The sequence below is a fragment of the Chryseobacterium nepalense genome (assembly GCF_023195755.1).
Lineage (GTDB): Bacteria > Bacteroidota > Bacteroidia > Flavobacteriales > Weeksellaceae > Chryseobacterium > Chryseobacterium nepalense.
This window is the reverse complement of the sequence record NZ_CP096203.1, coordinates 733,718-754,374: the sequence shown is the minus strand read 5'-3', so window position 1 is coordinate 754,374 and position 20,657 is coordinate 733,718. Positions and strand designations below refer to the sequence as shown.

Below are 20,657 nucleotides of genomic sequence, written 5' to 3'. Positions count from 1 at the left end.
AAAATTTGTTAAAAATCCAAATAATTATTAACAAAAATTATACCTTTTTATAGGCTTATTTTGATTTTAATTTTATTTTAATAAATTATTTATGGAGCGTTTTTTATTCCAGAATACTTTTTAAATATAATCCGTTTTTGACAGCTGAAGTTCCCCAGGTATTATTGAAAAATATAAAGGTCTTATGTTGAGCTGTGTTAATTTTTTTCGCTAAATCTTCAAGGAATTCTTCACTGTACTCGGACTTGTAGAGCACAGGTTTACCATGAAGCCTGTAATAGAGAATAGCAGGATGATTGATGATGACATCTTCCGGCAGATTTCCGGGAAAACTTACACCTGAAACGACAATATTATTTTCTTTAAGTATGTTAAAAACCTCTTCATTCCACCATGAATCATGGCGGAATTCAATAACATTTAAGTAATTGAAATCAATATTTTGAAGAATTGTATCTAAATTTTCCGGAGTGTTTTTGAAAGATGGCGGAAACTGATACAGGAAACCGGACAATTTTTCTTTCAGATGAGATCCAATATGTTCACAAAAAGCAATGATTTCCTCTTTGCACTCCTTCATCCTTTTTTCATGAGAAATGGTTTTCGGAATTTTAATGAAAAATCTAAAATCATCAGGGGTTTCATCCGTCCATTTGATCAATGTTTTTGCAGTCGGCTTTCTGTAAAAAGTAGAATTGATTTCAACAGAGTTGAATTTCTGAGAATATAAGGTAAGAAAGTCTTTACTTCTGGCATCTTCCGGATACAGCGATCCCTTCCAGTCATTATTGTAAAAACCCGAACAGCCGATGTATAGATTTTCTTTTTTCATACTTTCCATAGGTGATTTTTAATTAAAATTTTCCCAAGTATCTGACAAATTTGTGAAATCTCCGGAAGATTAAATTATTTATTCAGATCGACCGAATTTAATCGCAACGAATTTAAAATGACAGAAAGTGAACTTACACTCATAGCTGCCGCTGCGATCATTGGTGACAATAATATTCCGAAAAACGGATACAATAATCCTGCCGCAACCGGAATTCCCAAGACATTATAGATAAAGGCAAAAAACAGATTTTCTTTAATATTTTTCAGAAGTTTTTCACTGAGAATCCTTGATTTTGCCACTCCCGAGATATCCCCCTTCAATAAAGTGATTTCGGCGCTTTCCATGGCAACGTCGGTTCCTGTTCCCATCGCAATCCCGATATTGGCCTGGGCAAGGGCAGGAGAGTCGTTGATCCCATCGCCGGTCATGGCAACAATTTTTCCCTGCTGTTGTAGTTTTTTTACTTCATTGAGTTTATCTTCAGGATGGCAATTGGCTTTAAAATGTTTAATTCCGAGTTCATCAGCAACGGCTTTTGCTGTGTGTTCATTATCTCCGGTCAGCATAATCACTTCAATTCCTTCATTTACCAGTTGCTGGATTGATCTTTTAGCATTTTCCTTTATTTTATCGGTAAAACTTATGAATCCCAATACGCTTTCGTTTTCTGCAACATAAGAAACGGTATGGGCCTTCGATTGCACTTCTGCCGCTTTTTGTTTCAGGTTTTCAGGAATGGAAATACGATGAGCGGAAAGAAGACTCTCATTTCCTACATATACTGTTTTTCCGTCAATTATTCCTTTCACTCCTTTACCGGAGATATTTTCAAATTTTTCAACCTTTTCTGCTTTAATATTTTCTTCTTTTGCCTTTTTTATAACGGCACTGGACAAAGGATGTTCCGAATTTTGATTTAAAGAATAAGCTAATTTCAGGATTAAATTTCTATCGGCGTTCATCGTCTCGATATGTTCTGCAGAAGGCTTTCCTTCGGTTAAGGTTCCTGTTTTGTCGGTAATTAAAACATTTACTTTATTCATTTGTTCAAGCGCTTCGGCATTTTTTATTAAAATTCCGTTTCTGGCACCTTTACCAATTCCTACCATCAGAGACATCGGTGTAGCAAGGCCCAAAGCACAGGGACAGGCAACAATTAAAACGGCGACAGCATTCACAAACGCAAAAAGACTTCTCTTTTCTTCAGGGCCGAAAAGCTGCCAAAGGATAAATGTGAGAACAGCTGCCAAAATAACTGCCGGAACAAATATTTTTGAAACCTTATCGGTAAGCTTCTGGATAGGAGCTTTGCTTCTGCTGGCTTCGTTAACCATCTTTATGATATGTGACAGCAATGTATCTTCTCCTACTTTTTCAGCTTTCATAATGAAAACCTGATTTCCGTTAATGGTTCCTGATGAAACTTTATCATTAATTTTTTTCTCCACAGGAAGCGGCTCGCCGGTGATCATACTTTCATCAACATTGGAACTTCCTTCCGTAATTTTTCCGTCAACAGGTATTTTCTCGCCTGGTTTCACTTTAAGAATGTCACCGATTTTAACCTGTGAAAGCAGTATTTTTTTTTCTTCCCCGTTGATGATAACATTGGCTTCGTCGGGGGAAAGGTTCATTAATTCGCGGATGGCATTTCCTGTTTTCCTGTGAGCTGCCGCTTCCATTAACTGACCTAAAATGACCAGCGTTAAAATTACACATACCGCTTCAAAATATAAAGGCGTTTCGTGATGCTCTCCGCGGATTTGGTGAGGAATAATATCAGGGAAGAGCAATGCTATAATACTGAAAATAAAAGCTGCCGCAACACCAAGAGCGATCAGACTGAACATATTTAGGTTCCATGTTTTAAATGAAACCCAGCCTCTTTTCATTAAGAACCAACCCGAATAAAAGAGCACGGGAAGCGTTAGAATCAATTCAATGATTCCCTGAACCTCATGAGAAAACGGAAAGTTAATAAACATTCCTCCCATAGAGAGAATGAAAACAGGAAGTGTAAATACCAGTGAAATAATAAATTTTTTCTTTAAAATTTTGTAGGTTTCATCTTCACTATCGTCTTCTTTTTCTGGCATCCTCACCAGGTCCATTCCGCAAATCGGGCAGTCTCCGAGTTCATTACGGATAATTTCCGGGTGCATGGGACAAGTGTATTTTGCTGTCTTTTTTTCAGGATATTTTACGAGATCCATTCCGCAGACAGGGCAGCCTACATTTGAGTCGTAGACTTTATCGCCTTCACACAACATGGGACAGTAATACTTTCCCGCCATAGCATCGGTTACTTTTGGCGGCTCGTGATGATGATGATCATCTTGGTGTGAATGATGATGATTTTGTGTTCCTGAATTTTTAACCAGCCCTTCAGTAATTTCTTCCAGATGCATATTGCAGACAGGGCAGTCTCCTTGTTCAGGATAAATTTTATCGCCTTCGCAAAACATGGGACAATAATATTCACCAATATGATCTTTAAAATTTTCCGGAAGATTTGAAGAAGAATATGCTGGTTTGTAATTGGGATCTTTTGCTAATTTATCTTCAACGGGAACGAAGTACATATTGCAGACAGGACATCTTTTTCCCTGCTGGAAGTACACTTTTTCGCCTTCACATTCCATTGGGCAATAATATACGGATGAAGGGGAAACACGATCCTGAGGTTTTACAAAAACATTATTTTGTTTAGAGGGGATTTCCAAACTGTAATTTCCCGCTTCTTTAAGAGCGTCATTTAAAAAATTCAGATCTGCTTTCTTATCTGAAGTAATGGTTACCGTGCTGTTTTCAAGATTAACATCGGCTTTTATATCTTCCAGACTATTGAGTTTTTCAGAAATCTTTTTCTGACACCCGGAGCAGGTCATTCCTAAAACTGTATATTGATATTGCATGATTCTTTATTTATCATACAAATTTCCAAAATTGTACCGGAAGGCTGTTATAGATTTAAGGATAATGTTTACAGAATTTTGTCTGACTTTGAGTGTAGGGTTGGAGAATTATAGAGTAGGAGTTGTAATATTGTAATGTTATATAAGTTTTGATTAAATATTTCACTGTCAGCAAAAGTAAATACTATAAAACTAAAACTCTAAAACGCTCAAACTTGTTTAAATCTGATCCAGCGGTTTCCGGTTGTGGACTTTCAGTTTTTTAAATTCTGTGGGTGTAAAACCGGTGCTGTTCCGGAACTGAGACGATAGATGCTGAACACTTTTATAGCCAAGTTTTCCTGCAATTTCTGTTAAAGTAAACTCATTGTAAAGAAGGAGTTCTTTTACTTTTTCAATTTTTTGAAGGATAAAAAACTGCTCCAGGGTAATATTTTCGTTTTGAGAAAAAGTTTTGGAGAGTGTGCTGTACTCTTTATTAAATGTATTGCTCAGAAAATCAGAGAGGAGAAAATCCTCATCAATATCCAGTTCGCTGATTTTTGTAATGATGAGGTTTTTAATTTTTTCAATAATCTGGCGGGAAGAATCTTTAATCCTTTCAAAACCTGTTTTTTCCAGTAATTTTTCCAACTGTAAAAGTTTTTCTTCAGGAACATCAGGTGAAGTCTCCACTTCACCGAGACTTATACTTTTAACGTCGATATTTATTTCGTTAAAAATACCCGAAACCGCAGTGATGCATCTTTCACACACCATATTTTTTATATAGATCTTCATTCCGGGATCTGCTTGCTCAGCCTGTCTTTTACAAATTCTACTTTAGTTTTGCCGTGTGGCGCAGGATTTCCGTTTTCATCAAGATTTACCATAACAATTTTATCAACGGTAATAATGGTCTGATGGGTCATTTTATTTCTTACATCACACTTCAGGGTAAGAGAAGTTGATCCGAATCCAGAAACTTCAATTCCGATTTCAATAATGTCTCCCTGTTTGGCAGAACTTACAAAATTAATTTCTGAGATAAATTTGGTAACTACTTTTTTATTTTCAAGCTGAATTACTGCGTACAATGCTGCTTCTTCATCAATCCACTGCAATAATCTTCCACCGAATAAAGACTGGTTAGGATTGAGATCTTCGGGTTTTACCCATTTTCTGGTATGATAATTCATAATTGTTGATTTTTCCCTAGGCAAATTTAGTGTTTAAAACAGGCAAAGTCCAACTGATTTACATTTAACATCTGAAAGAAAATTATTTATTTTCTCAATGAACTTCAGTGATGAAGAAAAATTTTATTACAAATTTAGCTTAGAGTCTTATCAAAAATTAATATTTTAATAAATATTCATAAATATTTGATGATGAATTAATACTTTTTAACAAAGGTATATTTTGATTGAAAATTTTATTAATTTTTTTTAAAAAAAGCTTTTGATATGAAATTATAAGTTGTATATTGCACCTGTCTTATATCTGGAATCAATATTTGTTCATTCTTTATGTTGTTTTTCTTTTATAAACCAAATCATTTTTAACATTTTTAATTTTTTAACTCAGATGAACATTTTTGTTTCAAACATCAACTACGCAACGAAAGACTACGAGTTGCAAGATCTATTCTCAGAATTTGGAGAAGTTTCTTCAGTAAAAATCATTACAGACAAAGAAACTGGCCGTTCAAGAGGTTTCGGTTTCATCGAAATGGAAGACGCTGAAGGTCAGCAGGCTGTTGAGGCTCTTAATCAGAAAGAATTCAACGGAAAAACACTTAATGTTTCAGAGGCAAAACCAAGAGAGGAAAAGCCAAGAAGAACTTTCAGTAACAACGCAGGCGGAGGTAACAGAGGCGGCGGAAGTTACGGAGGTGGTAACAGAAGTGGAGGTTACGGAGGTAACAACAGAAGCGGTGGCGGTTACGGCGGTGGAGACCGTGGCGGTAACGGCGGTGGAAAACGTTGGTAAAAAATATAAGCGGCTCTGAAAAGAGCCGCTTTTTTTATGTCGTTGTGATATTGTAATTATATTATCAAAAATGTAATGATATTGTCTTTCTCGTATTTTTTTCATGATTTATTTGGTTAACTCACAGAATATTTGTAAGTTAACATAATTAAATTAATGATTATGAGAAGAAAATTACTTTTGGCATTATTCGCAATGCCATTTATTGCCAATGCGCAATTCACCCAGAATTTTGATGCTGGAACAACAATTCCGGCAGGTTGGACAGTCCTAAACGGCGGAGATACCAATACATGGTCTATTGTAGACTATACCGCAGGAAATATTACCGCTTACAGTGGTACAAATACAGTCTCGATAGGTTATGGTTCTTCAGCTCACGATGATTATTTGGTTACTCCTGCTATTACGGTAACTGCCGGTGTGAGCGACTTCCTTTCTTTTTATGCCAGGAGCCGTGATCCTCAGTATCCTGAAACAATCAGTGTAAGAATTTCAACCACAACGCCTACAGCGGCCGCTTTTACAAATACGTTAGCTGCTTCTGTAGCACCTGCAAGCGGGGCTAATTTTTACAGGTATACCTATAATCTTTCCGCATATGTAGGACAGACTATTTATATAGGTTTTCACTCTGCTACAACCGATATGTTCTTTTTTGATCTGGACGACATTTCCGTGGGAGCTATTCCGGCATGTGATTCTCCTTCAGGTGTTACGGTAAACTCAGTATTATCAAATTCAGCAAATGTAAGCTGGACTGCATCTCCTACCTCAGGTGCCACGTATCAGATTGAATATGGTCCTACAGGATTTACTCAGGGCACGGGTACGGTTATTACTTCGTCAACTACTTCTGCTACTATTCCCAGTCTTACACCTTCAACAGGATATCAGTTTTATGTACGATCCAACTGCGGAGCAAACGGTTTCAGTGCGTGGACTGCTGTAAAATCATTTACAACAACCTGTACTCCGGTTTCATCATTCCCTTATACGCAAAACTTTGATACAGCAACGATCCCTTCATGCTGGGCGAATGAAGCCGTTTCAGGAGGGGGAACTGCGACATGGAGTTACGTAACAGCAAACGGAAACAGTTCAATAACGCCTAAATCTGCTCCGAGAATGGCAGAATTCAGAACGACAACCGCGGGAAATAAAGCGAAGTTATTAATGCCTGTTTTAAATATTTCCGCACTTGCAACGCCTCAATTAAGATTCAGTCTTGCGAATGTAAACTGGTTTGGCGATGTGGATGAACTGAGAATTTACTATAAAGCAAATCCTTCCGATGCCTGGACACAGATAGGAAGCTCATACACAACGGAAAATGCAGCATGGCTTGATGTAACGATACCGCTTCCGAATAAGTCTGCAAATTATACCATTGCTTTTGAGGGAACTTCAAACTGGGCAAGAGGTATAGATGTAGATAATGTTTCTGTTGTAGATGGATCTTCACTGGCTGTAAATGATGTAACAAGAAATACGGAGGATGTTAAAATCTATCCTAATCCTGTAAAAGATGTGTTGAACATCAATTCTGATAAAAAGCTTAACAGTATTGAAATATTCTCACTTACAGGACAGCTTATCAGAACCATTGACAAAGATGCCAGACAGGTAAATGTTTCAGACCTGAAAAAAGGTGTTTATTTATTAAGGGTGAAATCCGAAGGAAAAGATCAGTCTTTCAAAATAGTTAAAGACTAGAAGATATATATTGAATTAATAAGGCTGTCTCAGGGTTGAGGCAGCCTTTTTTTATGTTGAAAGTTTTATTCCTTTTCTTTCTTTTTTTTCTTCTTTTTATCCTTGCTTTTCTTTTTATCTTTTTTAGGATTGAGAATTTCATTGGCATATTCAAACGCAGGTTCTTTTTTCAATACGGGATCAATATCAATATTAAAATCTTTCAGATCATCTGCTGAAATCAACTGCTCTTGAACCATAAAGCTTACTATTTCTTTTCCGGAACTGCTGAAAAAATTATCGGAAAGCTGGATAAGTAAGAATTTTCTGTATTCTTCAGCCGGTACAATTGTCTGGTACCTGAATATTCTTCCTTCTTTTTCTGTTGAAAGATATCCTTTTTCCGTCAGTATTTTTAAATAAGTTGAAACTGTATTCTGATGTGGTTTCGGTTCCGGATGCTGTTCCATAATATCTTTCAGATAAAAAGACCCGAGCTTCCACAAAAGTCTCATTAAGTTTTCCTCAGCAGATGTAAGATGATTTATTTTCATATGAAATTCTTAATGTTGAAACTGAATGTTGCAATAAAGATAAATAAAAGATACTACAATGGCAATTCCGGCGCCCATGAATACTTCCCTCGGTGTATGCCTTTTCAAAATAACCCGCGTAACACCTACCAGCGCTGCTATACCCAGCCATATCAGTCCGGCACCTGTATCAATAGCGAAAAACAACGCTGCAACAAAAACGTTGAAAGCAGTGTGCATTGAACTTTTAATATAATAGTTACTGATCTGCATGGCAATAAGCAAAATCAGAATGAAAAGCATGACAAAATCAATATATCCGTTTTTGAAATAATTAAAAGCAAGATAAGAGATTACACAGGCAGCAATGAAAAAATATAAACTTTTGCGCTGATTTCGGTTAGAAACATCCATATTGGTATACCTTCCGGTTTTCACATTCCATACCAGCCAGATAATTACAGGGAGAATGATCATTAATACAATCGGAAGAAAGTAGAGGAGGGAATCGTTTAAAGCATAATTTTTAATGCTCATGTAAATAAAAAAAATAATTAAAGATACCAGTGGATTAAAAAAGTCTGATATAATTCTTGAGATTTTATGAATAAATGAAGGCTGTTTTTCTTCCATAATTAAGTTTGACAATGTAAATATAATATTATAAGCAAAAAAACAATGGGCAGGTATACAATAAAAACAAAGTTTTTTTTATAATTTTGCTCAACTATTTCATAATAAATAAGCAAGAGCTCAACACATGAAAGAATTTTCTAAAGAGGTATACCTGAAGTGGTATGAAGATATGACAATGTGGAGAAGGTTTGAAGACAAATGCCGTTCTCTTTATCTAAAGCAAAAAATCAGAGGTTTTTTACATTTGTATAACGGTCAGGAAGCTATTCCCGCAGGATTTACCCATGCAATGGATTTAACCAAAGACAGTATGATCACTGCTTACAGATGCCACATCCATCCGATGGCGATGGGGGTAGATCCTAAAAGAATTATGGCCGAACTTTGCGGTAAAGCTACAGGTACGTCAGGAGGTATGGGTGGATCTATGCACATCTTCAGCAAAGAACACAGGTTTTACGGAGGCCACGGTATTGTAGGTGGGCAGATTCCTTTAGGTGCCGGGATCGCTTTTGCAGATCAGTATTTTGACAGAAAAGCGGTAAATATCTGCTTCTTTGGAGACGGAGCGGCAAGACAGGGTTCATTACATGAAACGTTTAACATGGCGATGAACTGGAAACTTCCGGTAGTTTTTGTTGTGGAAAACAACCAGTATGCAATGGGAACTTCTGTAAAAAGAACCGCCAACCACGAGGATATTTATAAATTAGGGTTGGGTTACGAAATGCCTTGTCTTGCAGTAGATGCAATGGATCCTGAAAAAGTGGCTGAAGCTGCTTATGAAGCAATCGAGAGAGCAAGAAGAGGAGATGGCCCTACTTTTATCGAAGCAAGAACATACCGATACAGAGGCCACTCTATGTCTGATGCGGAACCATACAGATCTAAAGAAGAAGTTGCGATTCACAAAAATGATGATCCTATTGAACTGATCAAACAAAGAATCCTGGCAAACAACTGGGCTACCGACGAAGAATTGGAAGCAATGGATAACAAATCAAGAGATTTCGTGGAAGAGTGTATCGAATTTATGGAAAACTCACCATATCCGGATGCAGAAAAAATCTATGAGTATGTATACGCTCAACAAGATTACCCGTTCTTAGACAAATTAGAAAACTAAAAGATAATAAGTCAATTTGAAAGTTTGAAAATTTGAAAATGATTTATTATCACATCTTTTTTAATTTTCAAATAAACAAATTACCAAATTTTCAAATTAAAATAAATTATGGCAGAAGTAATTACAATGCCACGTCTTTCCGATACAATGACGGAAGGAAAAGTGGCTAAATGGCATAAAAAAGTAGGAGATAAAGTAAAGGAAGGAGATATTTTAGCAGAAATTGAAACTGATAAAGCCGTTCAGGATTTTGAATCTGAAGTAGAAGGAACCCTTTTATACGTTGGAGTAGAAGAAGGAGGCGCTGCTGCTGTAGATTCTGTTTTGGCAATTATCGGTAATGAAGGAGAAGATATTTCAGGGTTAACTGGTGGTGAAGCTCCTAAATCCAATGATTCTGAAGAGAAAAAAGTGGACGAAGACCATAAAACAGAAAATAATGCAACCAGTATAGAACAGGCTGATGCTGAGGTTCCTGCAGGTGTGGAAGTGATTACAATGCCAAGACTTTCCGATACAATGACGGAAGGAAAAGTGGCTAAATGGCACAAAAATGTTGGCGATACCGTAAAAGAAGGCGATCTCCTTGCTGAAATCGAAACCGATAAGGCGGTTCAGGATTTTGAATCAGAATTCAACGGAGTATTATTAAAGCAAGGTGTTGAAGAAGGTGGTGCTGCTCCTGTTGATTCAGTTTTAGCGATTATCGGACCAGAAGGAACGGATGTTTCAGGAGTTGGTGCTCCTAAAGCAGCTTCTTCATCGTCAGAAAAGCCTGCTGAACAGAAAACGGAAGCTAAATTAGAAGAAAAAGCGGCTCCTGCTGCAGATTCTTCATCTACAGACAGAGTAGCGATCTCTCCTTTAGCAAAGAAAATGGCGCAGGATAAAGGTGTTGATATTAATAGCATTCAGGGTTCAGGAGAAAACGGAAGAATCGTTAAAAAAGATATTGAAAATTACCAGCCTTCTGCATCTAAACCGGCCGCTTCAGCTCCGGCTGCAAGTCCTGCCGCACAGGTGGCATTAAGCTTCGTTCAGGGTGAAGATACGGAAACTCCGAATTCACAGGTAAGAAACGTTATCGCAAAACGTCTTTCTGAAAGTAAATTCACGGCTCCTCACTATTATCTGATGGTTGAAATCAACATGGATAAGGCAATTGAGGCGAGAAAAGAAATCAACTCTTTACCGGATACCAAAATTTCTTTTAATGATATGATCATCAAAGCAACGGCTGTTGCGTTAAGAAAACATCCGCAGGTAAATTCAAGCTGGGCAGGTGATAAGATCATTCACAGAGGAAACATCAATGTGGGTGTAGCGGTTGCAATTCCGGACGGACTGGTTGTTCCTGTTCTTAAGAATACAGATCAGATGAACTATACCCAGATTTCTGCTGCAGTGAAAGATATGGCTGCAAGAGCGAAAAACAAAGGACTTAAAGCAAATGAAATGGAAGGTTCTACATTCTCTATTTCAAACCTTGGAATGTTCGGTATTGAAACATTTACAAGCATCATCAATCAGCCCAACTCTGCAATCCTTTCAGTAGGAGCAATTATTGAAAAACCGGTTGTGAAAAACGGACAGATCGTAGTTGGAAACATCATGAAGCTTTCATTAGCTTGTGATCACAGAGTTGTAGACGGTGCTACAGGAGCTCAGTTCTTACAGACTTTAAAAACGTATCTTGAAAATCCTTTAACTTTGTTACTGTAATTCAGGAAAAATTTTAAATAAATAGAAAGCTTACCAGTATTTGGTAAGCTTTTTTATTTTTAAGCTAATTTTAATGACTATCCGTAAATTTTAGAATGATGATTGCTATATTTGGCTTATGAAGTTGGGCAAAATAACATTAGACAAACAAAATATTTTTCTTTTATTACTGATCATAATGGTCGCAGCAGGAAAGCTAATTCCTTTCAGAGATAATTATAATCAGTATTTCAATTTATCAGGATTCATTGACTGGGGAATAGCAGCTATTTTTTTATTATACGGATTAAAGCTTAATATTAAAGAAATTGTAAAAGATATATCCAATTGGAAACTTCACCTTTTGGTACAGTGCGGAACTTTTATTCTTTTTCCTTTGCTGGTATTTCTGTTCTATGGATTTGCAAAAGATACTGCTTATTATACTACCTGGCTTTCCCTATTTTTTCTTGCTTGTCTTCCGTCCACCGTATCATCATCGGTTGTTATGGTTTCCATTGCTAAAGGAAATGTTACTTCGGCTATATTTAATGCATCAATTTCAGGAATTATAGGAATTGTAATGACGCCTTTGTTAATGAGTTTTTTCATTCAGCCCGGACAGGAAAATATGGATAATTCTGAGATTATTCAGCAATTATTACTCAAAGTTTTATTACCAATTATTCTGGGTCTGCTTTTAAATCCATTATTGAAAAATTGGGTAACCAAATACAGTAAAATCATTGCAGAATTTGATAAGATGATTATTCTTTTGATTGTTTATGAAAGTTTTTCAGAAGCTTTTTCCCAAAATGTTTTTGCTTCCGTTTCGCCGGTTATTTTTATCATTATTGCGGTAAGCGTCATCACTTTGTTTTTTTCAGTGTATGAAATCCTGAAACTGATTTCTAAAAAACTTCATTTTAAAAGAGAAGATATCATAACGACAACATTCTGCGGATCAAAGAAATCATTGGTTCACGGAAGTCTTTTTGTGATGGTTCTCGGAATTGCCGAAGATGAGAAAGTATTATTCCTTTTACCGGTGATGATTTATCACAGTTTTCAGCTGTTTTATGTGAGCTGGCTAGCCAATAAGATTGAGAAAAAATCTCAGATGACTAAAATATAACATAATAAAATTCCTTCTTTATTGCTTTTCAGGATTCAAATCAAATCACTATTTTTGGATTATGATTAAAGCAAGAAATATCCATAAATCTTATGGGAATTTAGAAGTATTAAAAGGTGTTGATATTCATATCAAAATGGGTGAGGTTGTTTCAATTGTAGGAGAATCGGGAGCAGGAAAATCTACCCTTTTACAGATTTTGGGAACCCTGGATCAGCCTACGGCTTCATCGAAGTTTGATACAGAGATTACCATTGCCGGTGAATCTTTTATCAATATGAACGATAAACAGCTTTCTAAATTCAGAAACCAGAATATCGGTTTTGTATTTCAGTTTCATCAGCTGCTTCCCGAATTTACGGCATTGGAAAATGTACTTTTGCCGACAAAAATTGCCGGAGCCAACGAAAAGGAAGCCATGGAGAAGGCGTATGCTTTATTTGAAGATCTTAAAATAGAGCAGAGGCTGCATCATAAGCCCAATCAGCTTTCGGGAGGAGAAGCCCAGAGAGTTGCTGTTGCCAGGGCTTTAATCAATTCTCCGAAAATCATTTTTGCCGATGAACCCACAGGAAATCTTGATTCTAAAAATGCGGATGATCTTCACCGGTTATTTTTTGATCTGAGGGATAAATATAACCAGACCTTTGTAATTGTTACCCACAACCCGAACCTGGCAGAAATCACCGACAGGAAACTGGTTATGAAGGACGGGATGATTATTGAGTAAAAATTTCCGCAAATGATGAAACACTTTATTCTCTCTCTCTTATTCCTCATTTCATGCTCAAAATTTGAATTTCAGGATTCAGATTCATCTGCTGTTCTGCCTGTATCAAGAATTTCGGAGATTAAAAAATTCATAAAGGGAAAAGATTACAACCAGGATCTTGCGATTTTTATTAATTTTAAAATTCATTCCGGAAAATACCGGTATTTTGTTTACGACCTTAAAAACAATAAAATTTTACAAAAAGCCATTGTTGCTCACGGGGACGGATCTGTAGTTAAAAATTCCTCTGCCCTGAAATTCAGTAATATTGACGGTTCACACCAGTCGTCTTTGGGAAAATACGAAATCAGGGAAAGTTATTCCGGAAAGTTCGGAAAAGCGTATCGACTGGATGGTCTTGATGATACCAACAGCAATGCAAGATCAAGAGCCATTGTGCTTCATTCTTATTATTATATTCCCGACCGGGAGTCTTCCAAGCCTGCATGTTTAAGCTTCGGCTGTCCCATGCTTTCCAAAAAAGCATTTAACGAAACTTCAAAATTTATTAATCAATCGGAAAAAACGATCATTTTATACGCTTTTTATTAAAACTAAATAATTCATGAAAAACATCTCTATCCTTGCCACATCACTTTTAATGGTGATCTCTTGTCAAAATAAAGAACTTCAAAAAGAAAATCTGTCGCTTAATCTTCCAAAAGGCTTTGAGCAGACCTTAATTTATGCATCTTCTACGGATGGCAATAATAACGGAGGAATGAATGAAGCTACCGAAGTAAAATTCCGTGTAGATTCTGTAGACAAAAACTCCAACTATTATATTACAGGAGAAATTGTGAGAATGACTTTTAACCAGAAAATGTTTGGGGAAGAAATTCATTTTGATTCAAGAGAGGCTTCTAACAATGATGATGGAATGGGAGATGAAATTAAGCCGATGATTAACAATCCTTTTACATTTAAAATAGATAAATTCGGTAATATACTTGAAAAACAGAAGTTTACCAGAGAAGCTGCAGATGAAAGCAATTTAACCCAATACAATATTATTCCGTTTTCTTTTCCAAGAGAAACAGTAGAAGAGGGATTCACATGGAAGGTAGATACCTCCAATCCGGTTACAAAATCTATTATGCCGGTTACAAGCAGTTTTACGTATAAAGGCACCAAAGATCATAAGGTTGAATTTGCCATCAATTCAACAATGCAGGGTGTAGAAGGAATGATGAAAGATACTGATATTAAGGGTAAATATGTTTTCGACAGTAAGACAAAAGCTTTGATTTCTGCTGAAAGAAATATGCCGGTTCAGATTGGTGGCGGTAGTGCAACTTTTTCAATTACTCCAAAAATTGAAGGTTTTTAATTTATCTTTATGTCTATTAAATTTTTAGCTGAAGATGACAGGCCCCGGGAAAAATTTTTACTGAAAGGTAAAAGTTCACTTTCCGATTCCGAGTTGCTCGCGATCATCATGGGGAGCGGAAATAAGGATGAAACAGCGGTAGAACTGGCAAGAAGGATTCTGGGCTCGGTAGATAACAACTGGAATCAGCTCAGTCTTCTGTCTGTAAAAGATTTAATGAAATTTAAAGGAGTGGGAGAGGTAAAAGCTATTTCCATTGCTGCCGCTCTGGAGATCGGGAGAAGAAGGGCCGGACAGGAAGTGCCGGAAAAACCTGTAATCTCAAGCAGCAGAACCGCTTACGAAATTTTTAGAAACCACTTGTCGGATCTGAGAACAGAAGAATTCTGGGCCATTTTTCTTAACAGGAGCAATAAGGTCATTCATTTTACCCAATTGACACAGGGAGGAATTAATCAATCCATTGTAGACATCAGGGTTTTATTTAAAACGGCATTAGATCATTTTTCTACGGGAATTATCATTGCGCACAATCATCCTTCAGGAAGTTTGCAGCCAAGCCGTGAAGACATTGAGATCACCCGGAAGATAAAGACCGCAGGAGAAACAATGAATATCCAGCTTCTCGATCATCTTATCATCACACAGAATTCTTATTTTAGCTTTTCAGACGACGGATTATTATGATTAGAAAAGTTAAATATCATGAAATTGATTTTCAGAAATATACAATATGCTTGGAAAACTCTGAGCAGCGAAACTGGTATGCAAAAAAGGAAGTATTGGATGAACTCTCAGGAAATTGGGAGATCTTAGTATATGATGATTACAAAGCTGTTTTGCCGGTGCCGATGAAAAAAAAGTTCGGGATCAATTTTGTGATTATGCCGCTGTTCTGTCAGCAATTAGGCATTTTTTCAGAAAAAGATGATGTAAAAATAAACGACCGGTTTTTACAATTCCTGAAGAAAAATTATAAAGTATTTTTATATTCTTTTAATCATTGTAATTCATTTTCAGAAAATTTGAAAACCAAAAAGAACTATAAGATTCCGGTTTCGGATTATGTAATTTTACGAAGAAAAAAATATTTCAAAGGACGAAAATCAACCGCAAAATGTGCCCAACATCTTATTTATAAAGAGATTGAGTTCAATACAAATCACATTGCATTTATCGAAAAGCATTTTAAAGGTCTTAAAAAGCAAACTGATGTTAAAAAATTCAGAGATTATATGAGTTTTCTTCATGATCATAATGCATTGAAGCTTTGTGCAGCCTACCTCGAGGAAAAGCTTATTAACGTTGCCGTTTTGGTAGATGAACATACACAGTTTTCTTTACTGGCTTTAATTAATGACGAAAACCATAAAACCGAAAACGGACCTTCTTTTTTAATTGATAAAATCCTGAATAATTATATTCATGAAAAAGAATTTAATTTTATGGGAAGCAACATTCGCGGGATCGAAATTTTTTTTAAGAGCTTTGGCGGAGAACTCCAAGAATATACATACCTGCAAAGTAAAATTTTAGAAAAACTCTCTTCATAATATTCAGCATATTTATTTCTTATTCAAAGAATTTATGATAACTATACCGATAAAAATTGAAGTCTTTTAAGGGGAATTTAAAAATTAATATGAGTGATTCGTTCTCTAAAAATTTAAGATAGAAAAGAATCGGAATACTTATATGATTTTCACGGTAAATTCAGAAAATATCATTAATTTTGCTACCTCAATTATGGCTAGTTTTTCAGGATATTTACCGTATGCATTTGCATTAATTATTGCAATACCTTTTCTGGTTTTGCTGAGACAATTCGTATTTACCTACATCAGGCTTAAAGAACAGGAAATCAAACTCCTTACCGTAAAGTCGAATACCGGCAACAAAGCACAGTCATACGAGAGAATGACACTCTTCATGGAAAGACTGAAACCTTCCCATCTTATTCAGCGTTTTGATAAAGGTCTTGCCGTTCATGAGTTTATTTTCCTTACAGAAAAAGCCATTAACGAAGAATTTGACTATAATGCTTCCCAGCAGCTTTATATCACCAAAAACTCCTGGAAGAATATTGTTGATTCTAAAAATGCCATCATAGAACTTCTTCACAAAACCTATAGTGAAATCAGAGGAAATGCAACACTCGATGAGTTCAAGACTATTTTTATCATGAATTTTATAAACGGTGAAGACTATATTTCCGCCACAATAGAAGATCTTAGAAGAGAAATTTTAATAATAACATAATTAAAAATAAATTAAATTAAATAATGATTCCAAATTTTAAAGCACATCCATGGCATGGTATTTCTGCAGGAGAAGATGCGCCGAATGTCGTAAATGTTTTCGTGGAGATCGTTCCTTCTGATACCATTAAATATGAAGTTGATAAAGAAACAGGATTTTTAAAGGTAGACAGGCCACAGAAGTTTTCCAACATTATTCCGGCATTGTACGGTTTTGTTCCGAGAACGTATTGCGATGCTGAAGTAATGAATTTAGCCATCGAAAGAGGTGCGAATGATGTTACAATGGGAGATCACGATCCGCTTGATATCTGTGTTTTAAGTTCACACAATATTCATGCTGGAGGTCTTTTGATGGAAGCTATTCCAATCGGCGGATTTAAAATGATCGACGGAGGAGAGGCTGATGATAAAATCGTTGCTGTAATGATCGGTGACCACGCTTTCGGACATTTCAGAGATATTTCAGAATTGCCTGAAGCAGAAGTGAAACGATTAATGCACTATTTTTTAACGTATAAAAATCTACCGGACGAACCTGCAAAATGCAGAATCCAGGAAGTGTACGGAGCAGAACACGCTAAAAAAGTAATCAAAGCTTCTCAGGAAGATTACGCAAACAAATACGGAGGATAATCAATTGCCTCTCAATATAATAAAAGGATAAATGAATTTTCGTTTATCCTTTTTTTATTTCCCGGATATTTTTTAGGAGCTTTTTCCGGCTTTCGCTACTCGCTTTTTTATTTCATCGGCGCGGCGAAGCCGCGCCGATGAAATAAAAAGAGCTCAGACAGGCCGCTCAATCCGGGCTAGCCAATTCACCACTGAAAACAACTATTAGGTGCTTAACCGTTTAACTTTTTGATTTTTAAAGAACTATGATGTTTTTCATTAAATACATCAGAATAATTCATTATATTTAGTACTCTATTACCAAAAAAATATTAAACTATGGATCTGTTCTATTTAATTCCTGTTTTCGGTGTCATTGCTTTACTGTACACTTTCTTTCAAAGCAACTGGGTAAGTAAGCAAAACGCCGGAAATGAAAAAATGAAAATAATCAGCGGACACATCGCTGACGGTGCAATGGCTTTCCTCAAAGCTGAGTACAAGATTTTAACCTACTTTGTAGTTATTGTGGCCATTCTATTGGCTGTTATGGGTTCTACTAATGCCAATTCACACTGGAGTATTGGAGTCGCTTTCGTCGTAGGAGCCGTGTTTTCGGCGCTTGCAGGATTTATAGGCATGAAGATCGCTACAAAAGCCAACGTAAGAACTGCAGAAGCCGCAAGAACTTCACTTTCAAAAGCATTAAAAGTTTCCTTCACCGGAGGTTCCGTTATGGGAATGGGAGTCGCTGGTCTTGCTGTTCTTGGCTTGGGTGCTTTATTTTTAATCATCAAGCAGATCTTTGCTCCCAATGCCCATGTAGATTCTCAGGAAATGGAAAGAACCATTGAGATCCTTACCGGTTTTTCTCTGGGTGCAGAGTCTATTGCTTTATTCGCAAGAGTAGGTGGCGGAATTTATACTAAAGCTGCAGATGTCGGGGCTGACCTTGTGGGAAAAGTGGAAGCTGGTATTCCGGAAGATGATCCTAGAAACCCGGCTACTATTGCCGATAACGTAGGAGATAATGTAGGAGACGTTGCAGGAATGGGCGCGGACCTTTTCGGTTCGTATGTCGCAACAGTTTTGGCAACAATGGTTTTAGGAAGAGAAACCGTTTCGGAGGATTCCTTCGGTGGTTTTGCGCCGATTCTTCTTCCGATGCTTATTGCCGGAACGGGAATTATTTTCTCTATCATAGGAACTTTATTTGTAAGAATAAATGATAATGAAGATTCATCCACATCAAATGTTCAGAATGCTTTAAATTTAGGAAACTGGGGAAGCATTGTTATTACTGCGATATCTTCTTATTTTCTGGTGAATTATATTTTGCCTGATGAGATGGTTTTACGGGGACATGAATTTACTAAAATGGGTGTTTTTGGAGCCATCATGGTAGGATTGGTTGTGGGAACATTAATGAGCATTATTACAGAATATTATACGGCAATGGGAAAAAGGCCTGTCTCCAGTATCGTAAGACAGTCTTCTACCGGTCATGCCACCAACATTATCGGAGGACTTTCCGTGGGCATGGAATCAACACTGTTACCGATTATTGTTCTGGCCGGCGGAATTTACGGTTCTTACCTTTGTGCCGGATTATACGGAGTGGCTATTGCCGCAGCGGGAATGATGGCTACAACGGCCATGCAGCTTGCCATCGATGCTTTCGGACCGATTGCCGATAATGCAGGCGGAATTGCGGAAATGAGTGAATTACCTAAAGAAGTCCGTGAAAAAACAGATATTCTGGATGCCGTAGGAAATACAACGGCTGCCACAGGAAAAGGTTTTGCCATCGCTTCAGCGGCTTTAACGGCGCTTGCATTATTTGCAGCATTTGTAGGAATTGCAGGAATCGACGGAATCGATATTTACAGAGCCGATGTTCTTGCCGGGTTATTTGTCGGAGGAATGATTCCGTTTATCTTCTCTTCTCTTGCGATTACCGCTGTAGGACAGGCAGCTATGGCGATGGTGGAAGAAGTAAGAAGGCAGTTCCGGGAAATTCCGGGAATTCTGGAAGGAAAAGCACAGCCTGAATACGAAAAATGCGTTGCTATTTCTACCGATGCATCTATTAAAAAAATGATGCTTCCCGGAGCAATTGCTATCGTTTCACCTTTATTGATAGGCTTTATTTTCGGACCTGAAGTGTTGGGCGGATTTTTAGCCGGAGCAACAGTTTGCGGTGTTTTGATGGGAATGTTCCAGAATAATGCCGGTGGTGCATGGGATAATGCCAAAAAATCTTTCGAAAAAGGAGTAAACATCAACGGACAAATGTATTACAAAGGTTCAGACCCTCATAAAGCTTCCGTAACAGGAGATACGGTAGGAGATCCATTTAAAGATACATCCGGGCCTTCGATGAATATTTTAATTAAACTGATGTCCATTGTTTCGTTGGTTATTGCCCCTACATTGGCTGTTCTTCACAAAGATAAAATCGATGCCAACAGAAAGGCAAAAATTGAAAGCTTAACAGGGACAACGGGTGTTAATGCTGTTTCCGGAAATACAGCTGTAGCAGTGGTTCCTGCAGAAATAAAAGGATATCTTAATGAAAATGGTGATTTTGTATATGATACAGGAACATTAAAAGAGCTACAGTTAAAAGGCGGTAAAAAAATATCCATAGGAGAAAGCAGTCAACTTTACAAAATGTATGAGTTGGTAAATAATAAAGATCAGGCTGTTTTGGATCCTAATAAATGGTTTACTATAGAAAATCTTTATTTTGAAACAGGAGCAAGTGAATTAAGACCTGGTTCAGACGCACAGCTTTTAAACCTGGTGGAAATTCTTGATGCATATCCTACCATGAGAATAAAATTAGGTGGTTATACCGATAATTCAGGAAATGAAGAAAGCAATCTTAAACTTTCTAACCTGAGAGCACAAACCGCAAAACTGAAACTTCTGGAGCTGGGAATTGCCGGCGACAGGGTAGAAGCAGAAGGATACGGAGCACAGCATCCTGTTTGTGCAGCAAATGATACAGATGAATGTATGGCGAAAAACAGAAGAATAGATGTAAGGGTTTTAAGTCTTTAAACCGTATAATTTAAGAATATTAAGCACTGCAAAAGCGGTGCTTTTTTGTTATTAATAAATCACAAATCC

19 protein-coding genes are annotated in these 20,657 nt (G+C 36.9%); 13 read left to right on the top strand and 6 right to left on the bottom strand.

Annotated features, from left to right (window positions below; all coding sequences use genetic code 11):
* Positions 1 to 103: 103 nt before the first annotated feature.
* The 4 genes from M0D58_RS03170 to M0D58_RS03155 all read right to left on the bottom strand — a co-directional run bounded on the left by M0D58_RS03170 (position 104) and on the right by M0D58_RS03155 (position 4,928).
* Positions 104 to 841 carry a DUF72 domain-containing protein gene (locus tag M0D58_RS03170; protein ID WP_248393562.1) on the bottom strand — a complete coding sequence of 246 codons (738 nt, stop codon included), beginning with the start codon at positions 839 to 841 and terminating at the stop codon, positions 104 to 106.
* A gap of 65 nt (positions 842 to 906) precedes the next feature.
* On the bottom strand, positions 907 to 3,750 hold the full coding sequence (locus M0D58_RS03165) for a heavy metal translocating P-type ATPase (RefSeq protein WP_248393561.1): 2,844 nt from the start codon (positions 3,748 to 3,750) through the stop codon (positions 907 to 909).
* Positions 3,751 to 3,969: 219 nt separating this feature from the next.
* On the bottom strand, positions 3,970 to 4,530 hold the full coding sequence (locus M0D58_RS03160) for a helix-turn-helix domain-containing protein (protein WP_248393560.1): 561 nt from the start codon (positions 4,528 to 4,530) through the stop codon (positions 3,970 to 3,972).
* Positions 4,527 to 4,928 (bottom strand): acyl-CoA thioesterase, encoded by a 402-nt coding sequence (locus M0D58_RS03155; protein WP_248393559.1) that lies wholly within the window; start codon positions 4,926 to 4,928, stop codon positions 4,527 to 4,529. Before M0D58_RS03155 ends, M0D58_RS03160 begins: the two co-directional genes overlap by 4 nt.
* Before the next feature lie 388 nt (positions 4,929 to 5,316).
* Here M0D58_RS03155 and M0D58_RS03150 point away from each other — a divergent pair, with 388 nt between their 5' ends.
* Both M0D58_RS03150 and M0D58_RS03145 read left to right on the top strand, forming a co-directional pair.
* Entirely contained in the window at positions 5,317 to 5,721 is a 405-nt protein-coding gene (locus M0D58_RS03150; protein ID WP_072882544.1) for an RNA-binding regulator, read from the top strand.
* Between the two features lie 162 nt (positions 5,722 to 5,883).
* Positions 5,884 to 7,437: a T9SS-dependent choice-of-anchor J family protein gene (locus M0D58_RS03145; RefSeq protein WP_248393558.1), complete on the top strand. Its 1,554-nt coding sequence runs from the start codon at positions 5,884 to 5,886 to the stop codon at positions 7,435 to 7,437.
* Positions 7,438 to 7,502: 65 nt separating this feature from the next.
* Here the strand turns inward: M0D58_RS03145 and M0D58_RS03140 are convergent, their stop codons facing one another.
* Both M0D58_RS03140 and M0D58_RS03135 read right to left on the bottom strand, forming a co-directional pair.
* Positions 7,503 to 7,970 (bottom strand): BlaI/MecI/CopY family transcriptional regulator, encoded by a 468-nt coding sequence (locus tag M0D58_RS03140; protein ID WP_248393557.1) that lies wholly within the window; start codon positions 7,968 to 7,970, stop codon positions 7,503 to 7,505.
* Between the two features lie 9 nt (positions 7,971 to 7,979).
* Entirely contained in the window at positions 7,980 to 8,582 is a 603-nt protein-coding gene (locus tag M0D58_RS03135; protein ID WP_248393556.1) for a phosphatase PAP2 family protein, read from the bottom strand.
* 127 nt (positions 8,583 to 8,709) lie between these two features.
* Between M0D58_RS03135 and pdhA the strand changes: the two genes are divergently transcribed.
* The 11 genes from pdhA (at position 8,710) to M0D58_RS03080 (ending at position 20,588) form a co-directional block, all read left to right on the top strand.
* Positions 8,710 to 9,711, top strand: a complete 1,002-nt coding sequence (pdhA, locus tag M0D58_RS03130) for a pyruvate dehydrogenase (acetyl-transferring) E1 component subunit alpha (RefSeq protein WP_248393555.1) — start codon at positions 8,710 to 8,712, stop codon at positions 9,709 to 9,711.
* Between the two features lie 108 nt (positions 9,712 to 9,819).
* Positions 9,820 to 11,433 (top strand): pyruvate dehydrogenase complex dihydrolipoamide acetyltransferase, encoded by a 1,614-nt coding sequence (locus tag M0D58_RS03125; protein ID WP_248393554.1) that lies wholly within the window; start codon positions 9,820 to 9,822, stop codon positions 11,431 to 11,433.
* A gap of 118 nt (positions 11,434 to 11,551) precedes the next feature.
* Positions 11,552 to 12,547: a bile acid:sodium symporter gene (locus M0D58_RS03120; protein WP_248393553.1), complete on the top strand. Its 996-nt coding sequence runs from the start codon at positions 11,552 to 11,554 to the stop codon at positions 12,545 to 12,547.
* 61 nt (positions 12,548 to 12,608) lie between these two features.
* Positions 12,609 to 13,277 carry an ABC transporter ATP-binding protein gene (locus M0D58_RS03115; protein WP_248393552.1) on the top strand — a complete coding sequence of 223 codons (669 nt, stop codon included), beginning with the start codon at positions 12,609 to 12,611 and terminating at the stop codon, positions 13,275 to 13,277.
* 12 nt (positions 13,278 to 13,289) lie between these two features.
* Positions 13,290 to 13,871, top strand: a complete 582-nt coding sequence (locus M0D58_RS03110; protein ID WP_248393551.1) for a murein L,D-transpeptidase catalytic domain-containing protein — start codon at positions 13,290 to 13,292, stop codon at positions 13,869 to 13,871.
* Between the two features lie 13 nt (positions 13,872 to 13,884).
* The gene (locus M0D58_RS03105; RefSeq protein WP_248393550.1) at positions 13,885 to 14,649 is read left to right on the top strand and encodes a DUF6263 family protein; all 765 of its coding nucleotides are present in this window, start codon (positions 13,885 to 13,887) and stop codon (positions 14,647 to 14,649) included.
* Between the two features lie 9 nt (positions 14,650 to 14,658).
* The gene (gene radC, locus M0D58_RS03100) at positions 14,659 to 15,336 is read left to right on the top strand and encodes a RadC family protein (RefSeq protein ID WP_248393549.1); all 678 of its coding nucleotides are present in this window, start codon (positions 14,659 to 14,661) and stop codon (positions 15,334 to 15,336) included.
* Positions 15,333 to 16,202 carry a hypothetical protein gene (locus M0D58_RS03095; protein WP_248393548.1) on the top strand — a complete coding sequence of 290 codons (870 nt, stop codon included), beginning with the start codon at positions 15,333 to 15,335 and terminating at the stop codon, positions 16,200 to 16,202. Before radC ends, M0D58_RS03095 begins: the two co-directional genes overlap by 4 nt.
* 193 nt (positions 16,203 to 16,395) lie before the next feature.
* Positions 16,396 to 16,908, top strand: a complete 513-nt coding sequence (locus M0D58_RS03090) for a DUF7935 family protein (RefSeq protein WP_248395009.1) — start codon at positions 16,396 to 16,398, stop codon at positions 16,906 to 16,908.
* Positions 16,909 to 16,931: 23 nt separating this feature from the next.
* Entirely contained in the window at positions 16,932 to 17,543 is a 612-nt protein-coding gene (locus M0D58_RS03085) for an inorganic pyrophosphatase (protein ID WP_248393547.1), read from the top strand.
* Positions 17,544 to 17,861: 318 nt separating this feature from the next.
* A complete protein-coding gene (locus tag M0D58_RS03080; RefSeq protein ID WP_248393546.1) occupies positions 17,862 to 20,588 on the top strand; it encodes a sodium-translocating pyrophosphatase in 2,727 nt (908 codons plus the stop codon).
* The last annotated feature ends 69 nt before the right edge of the window (positions 20,589 to 20,657 follow it).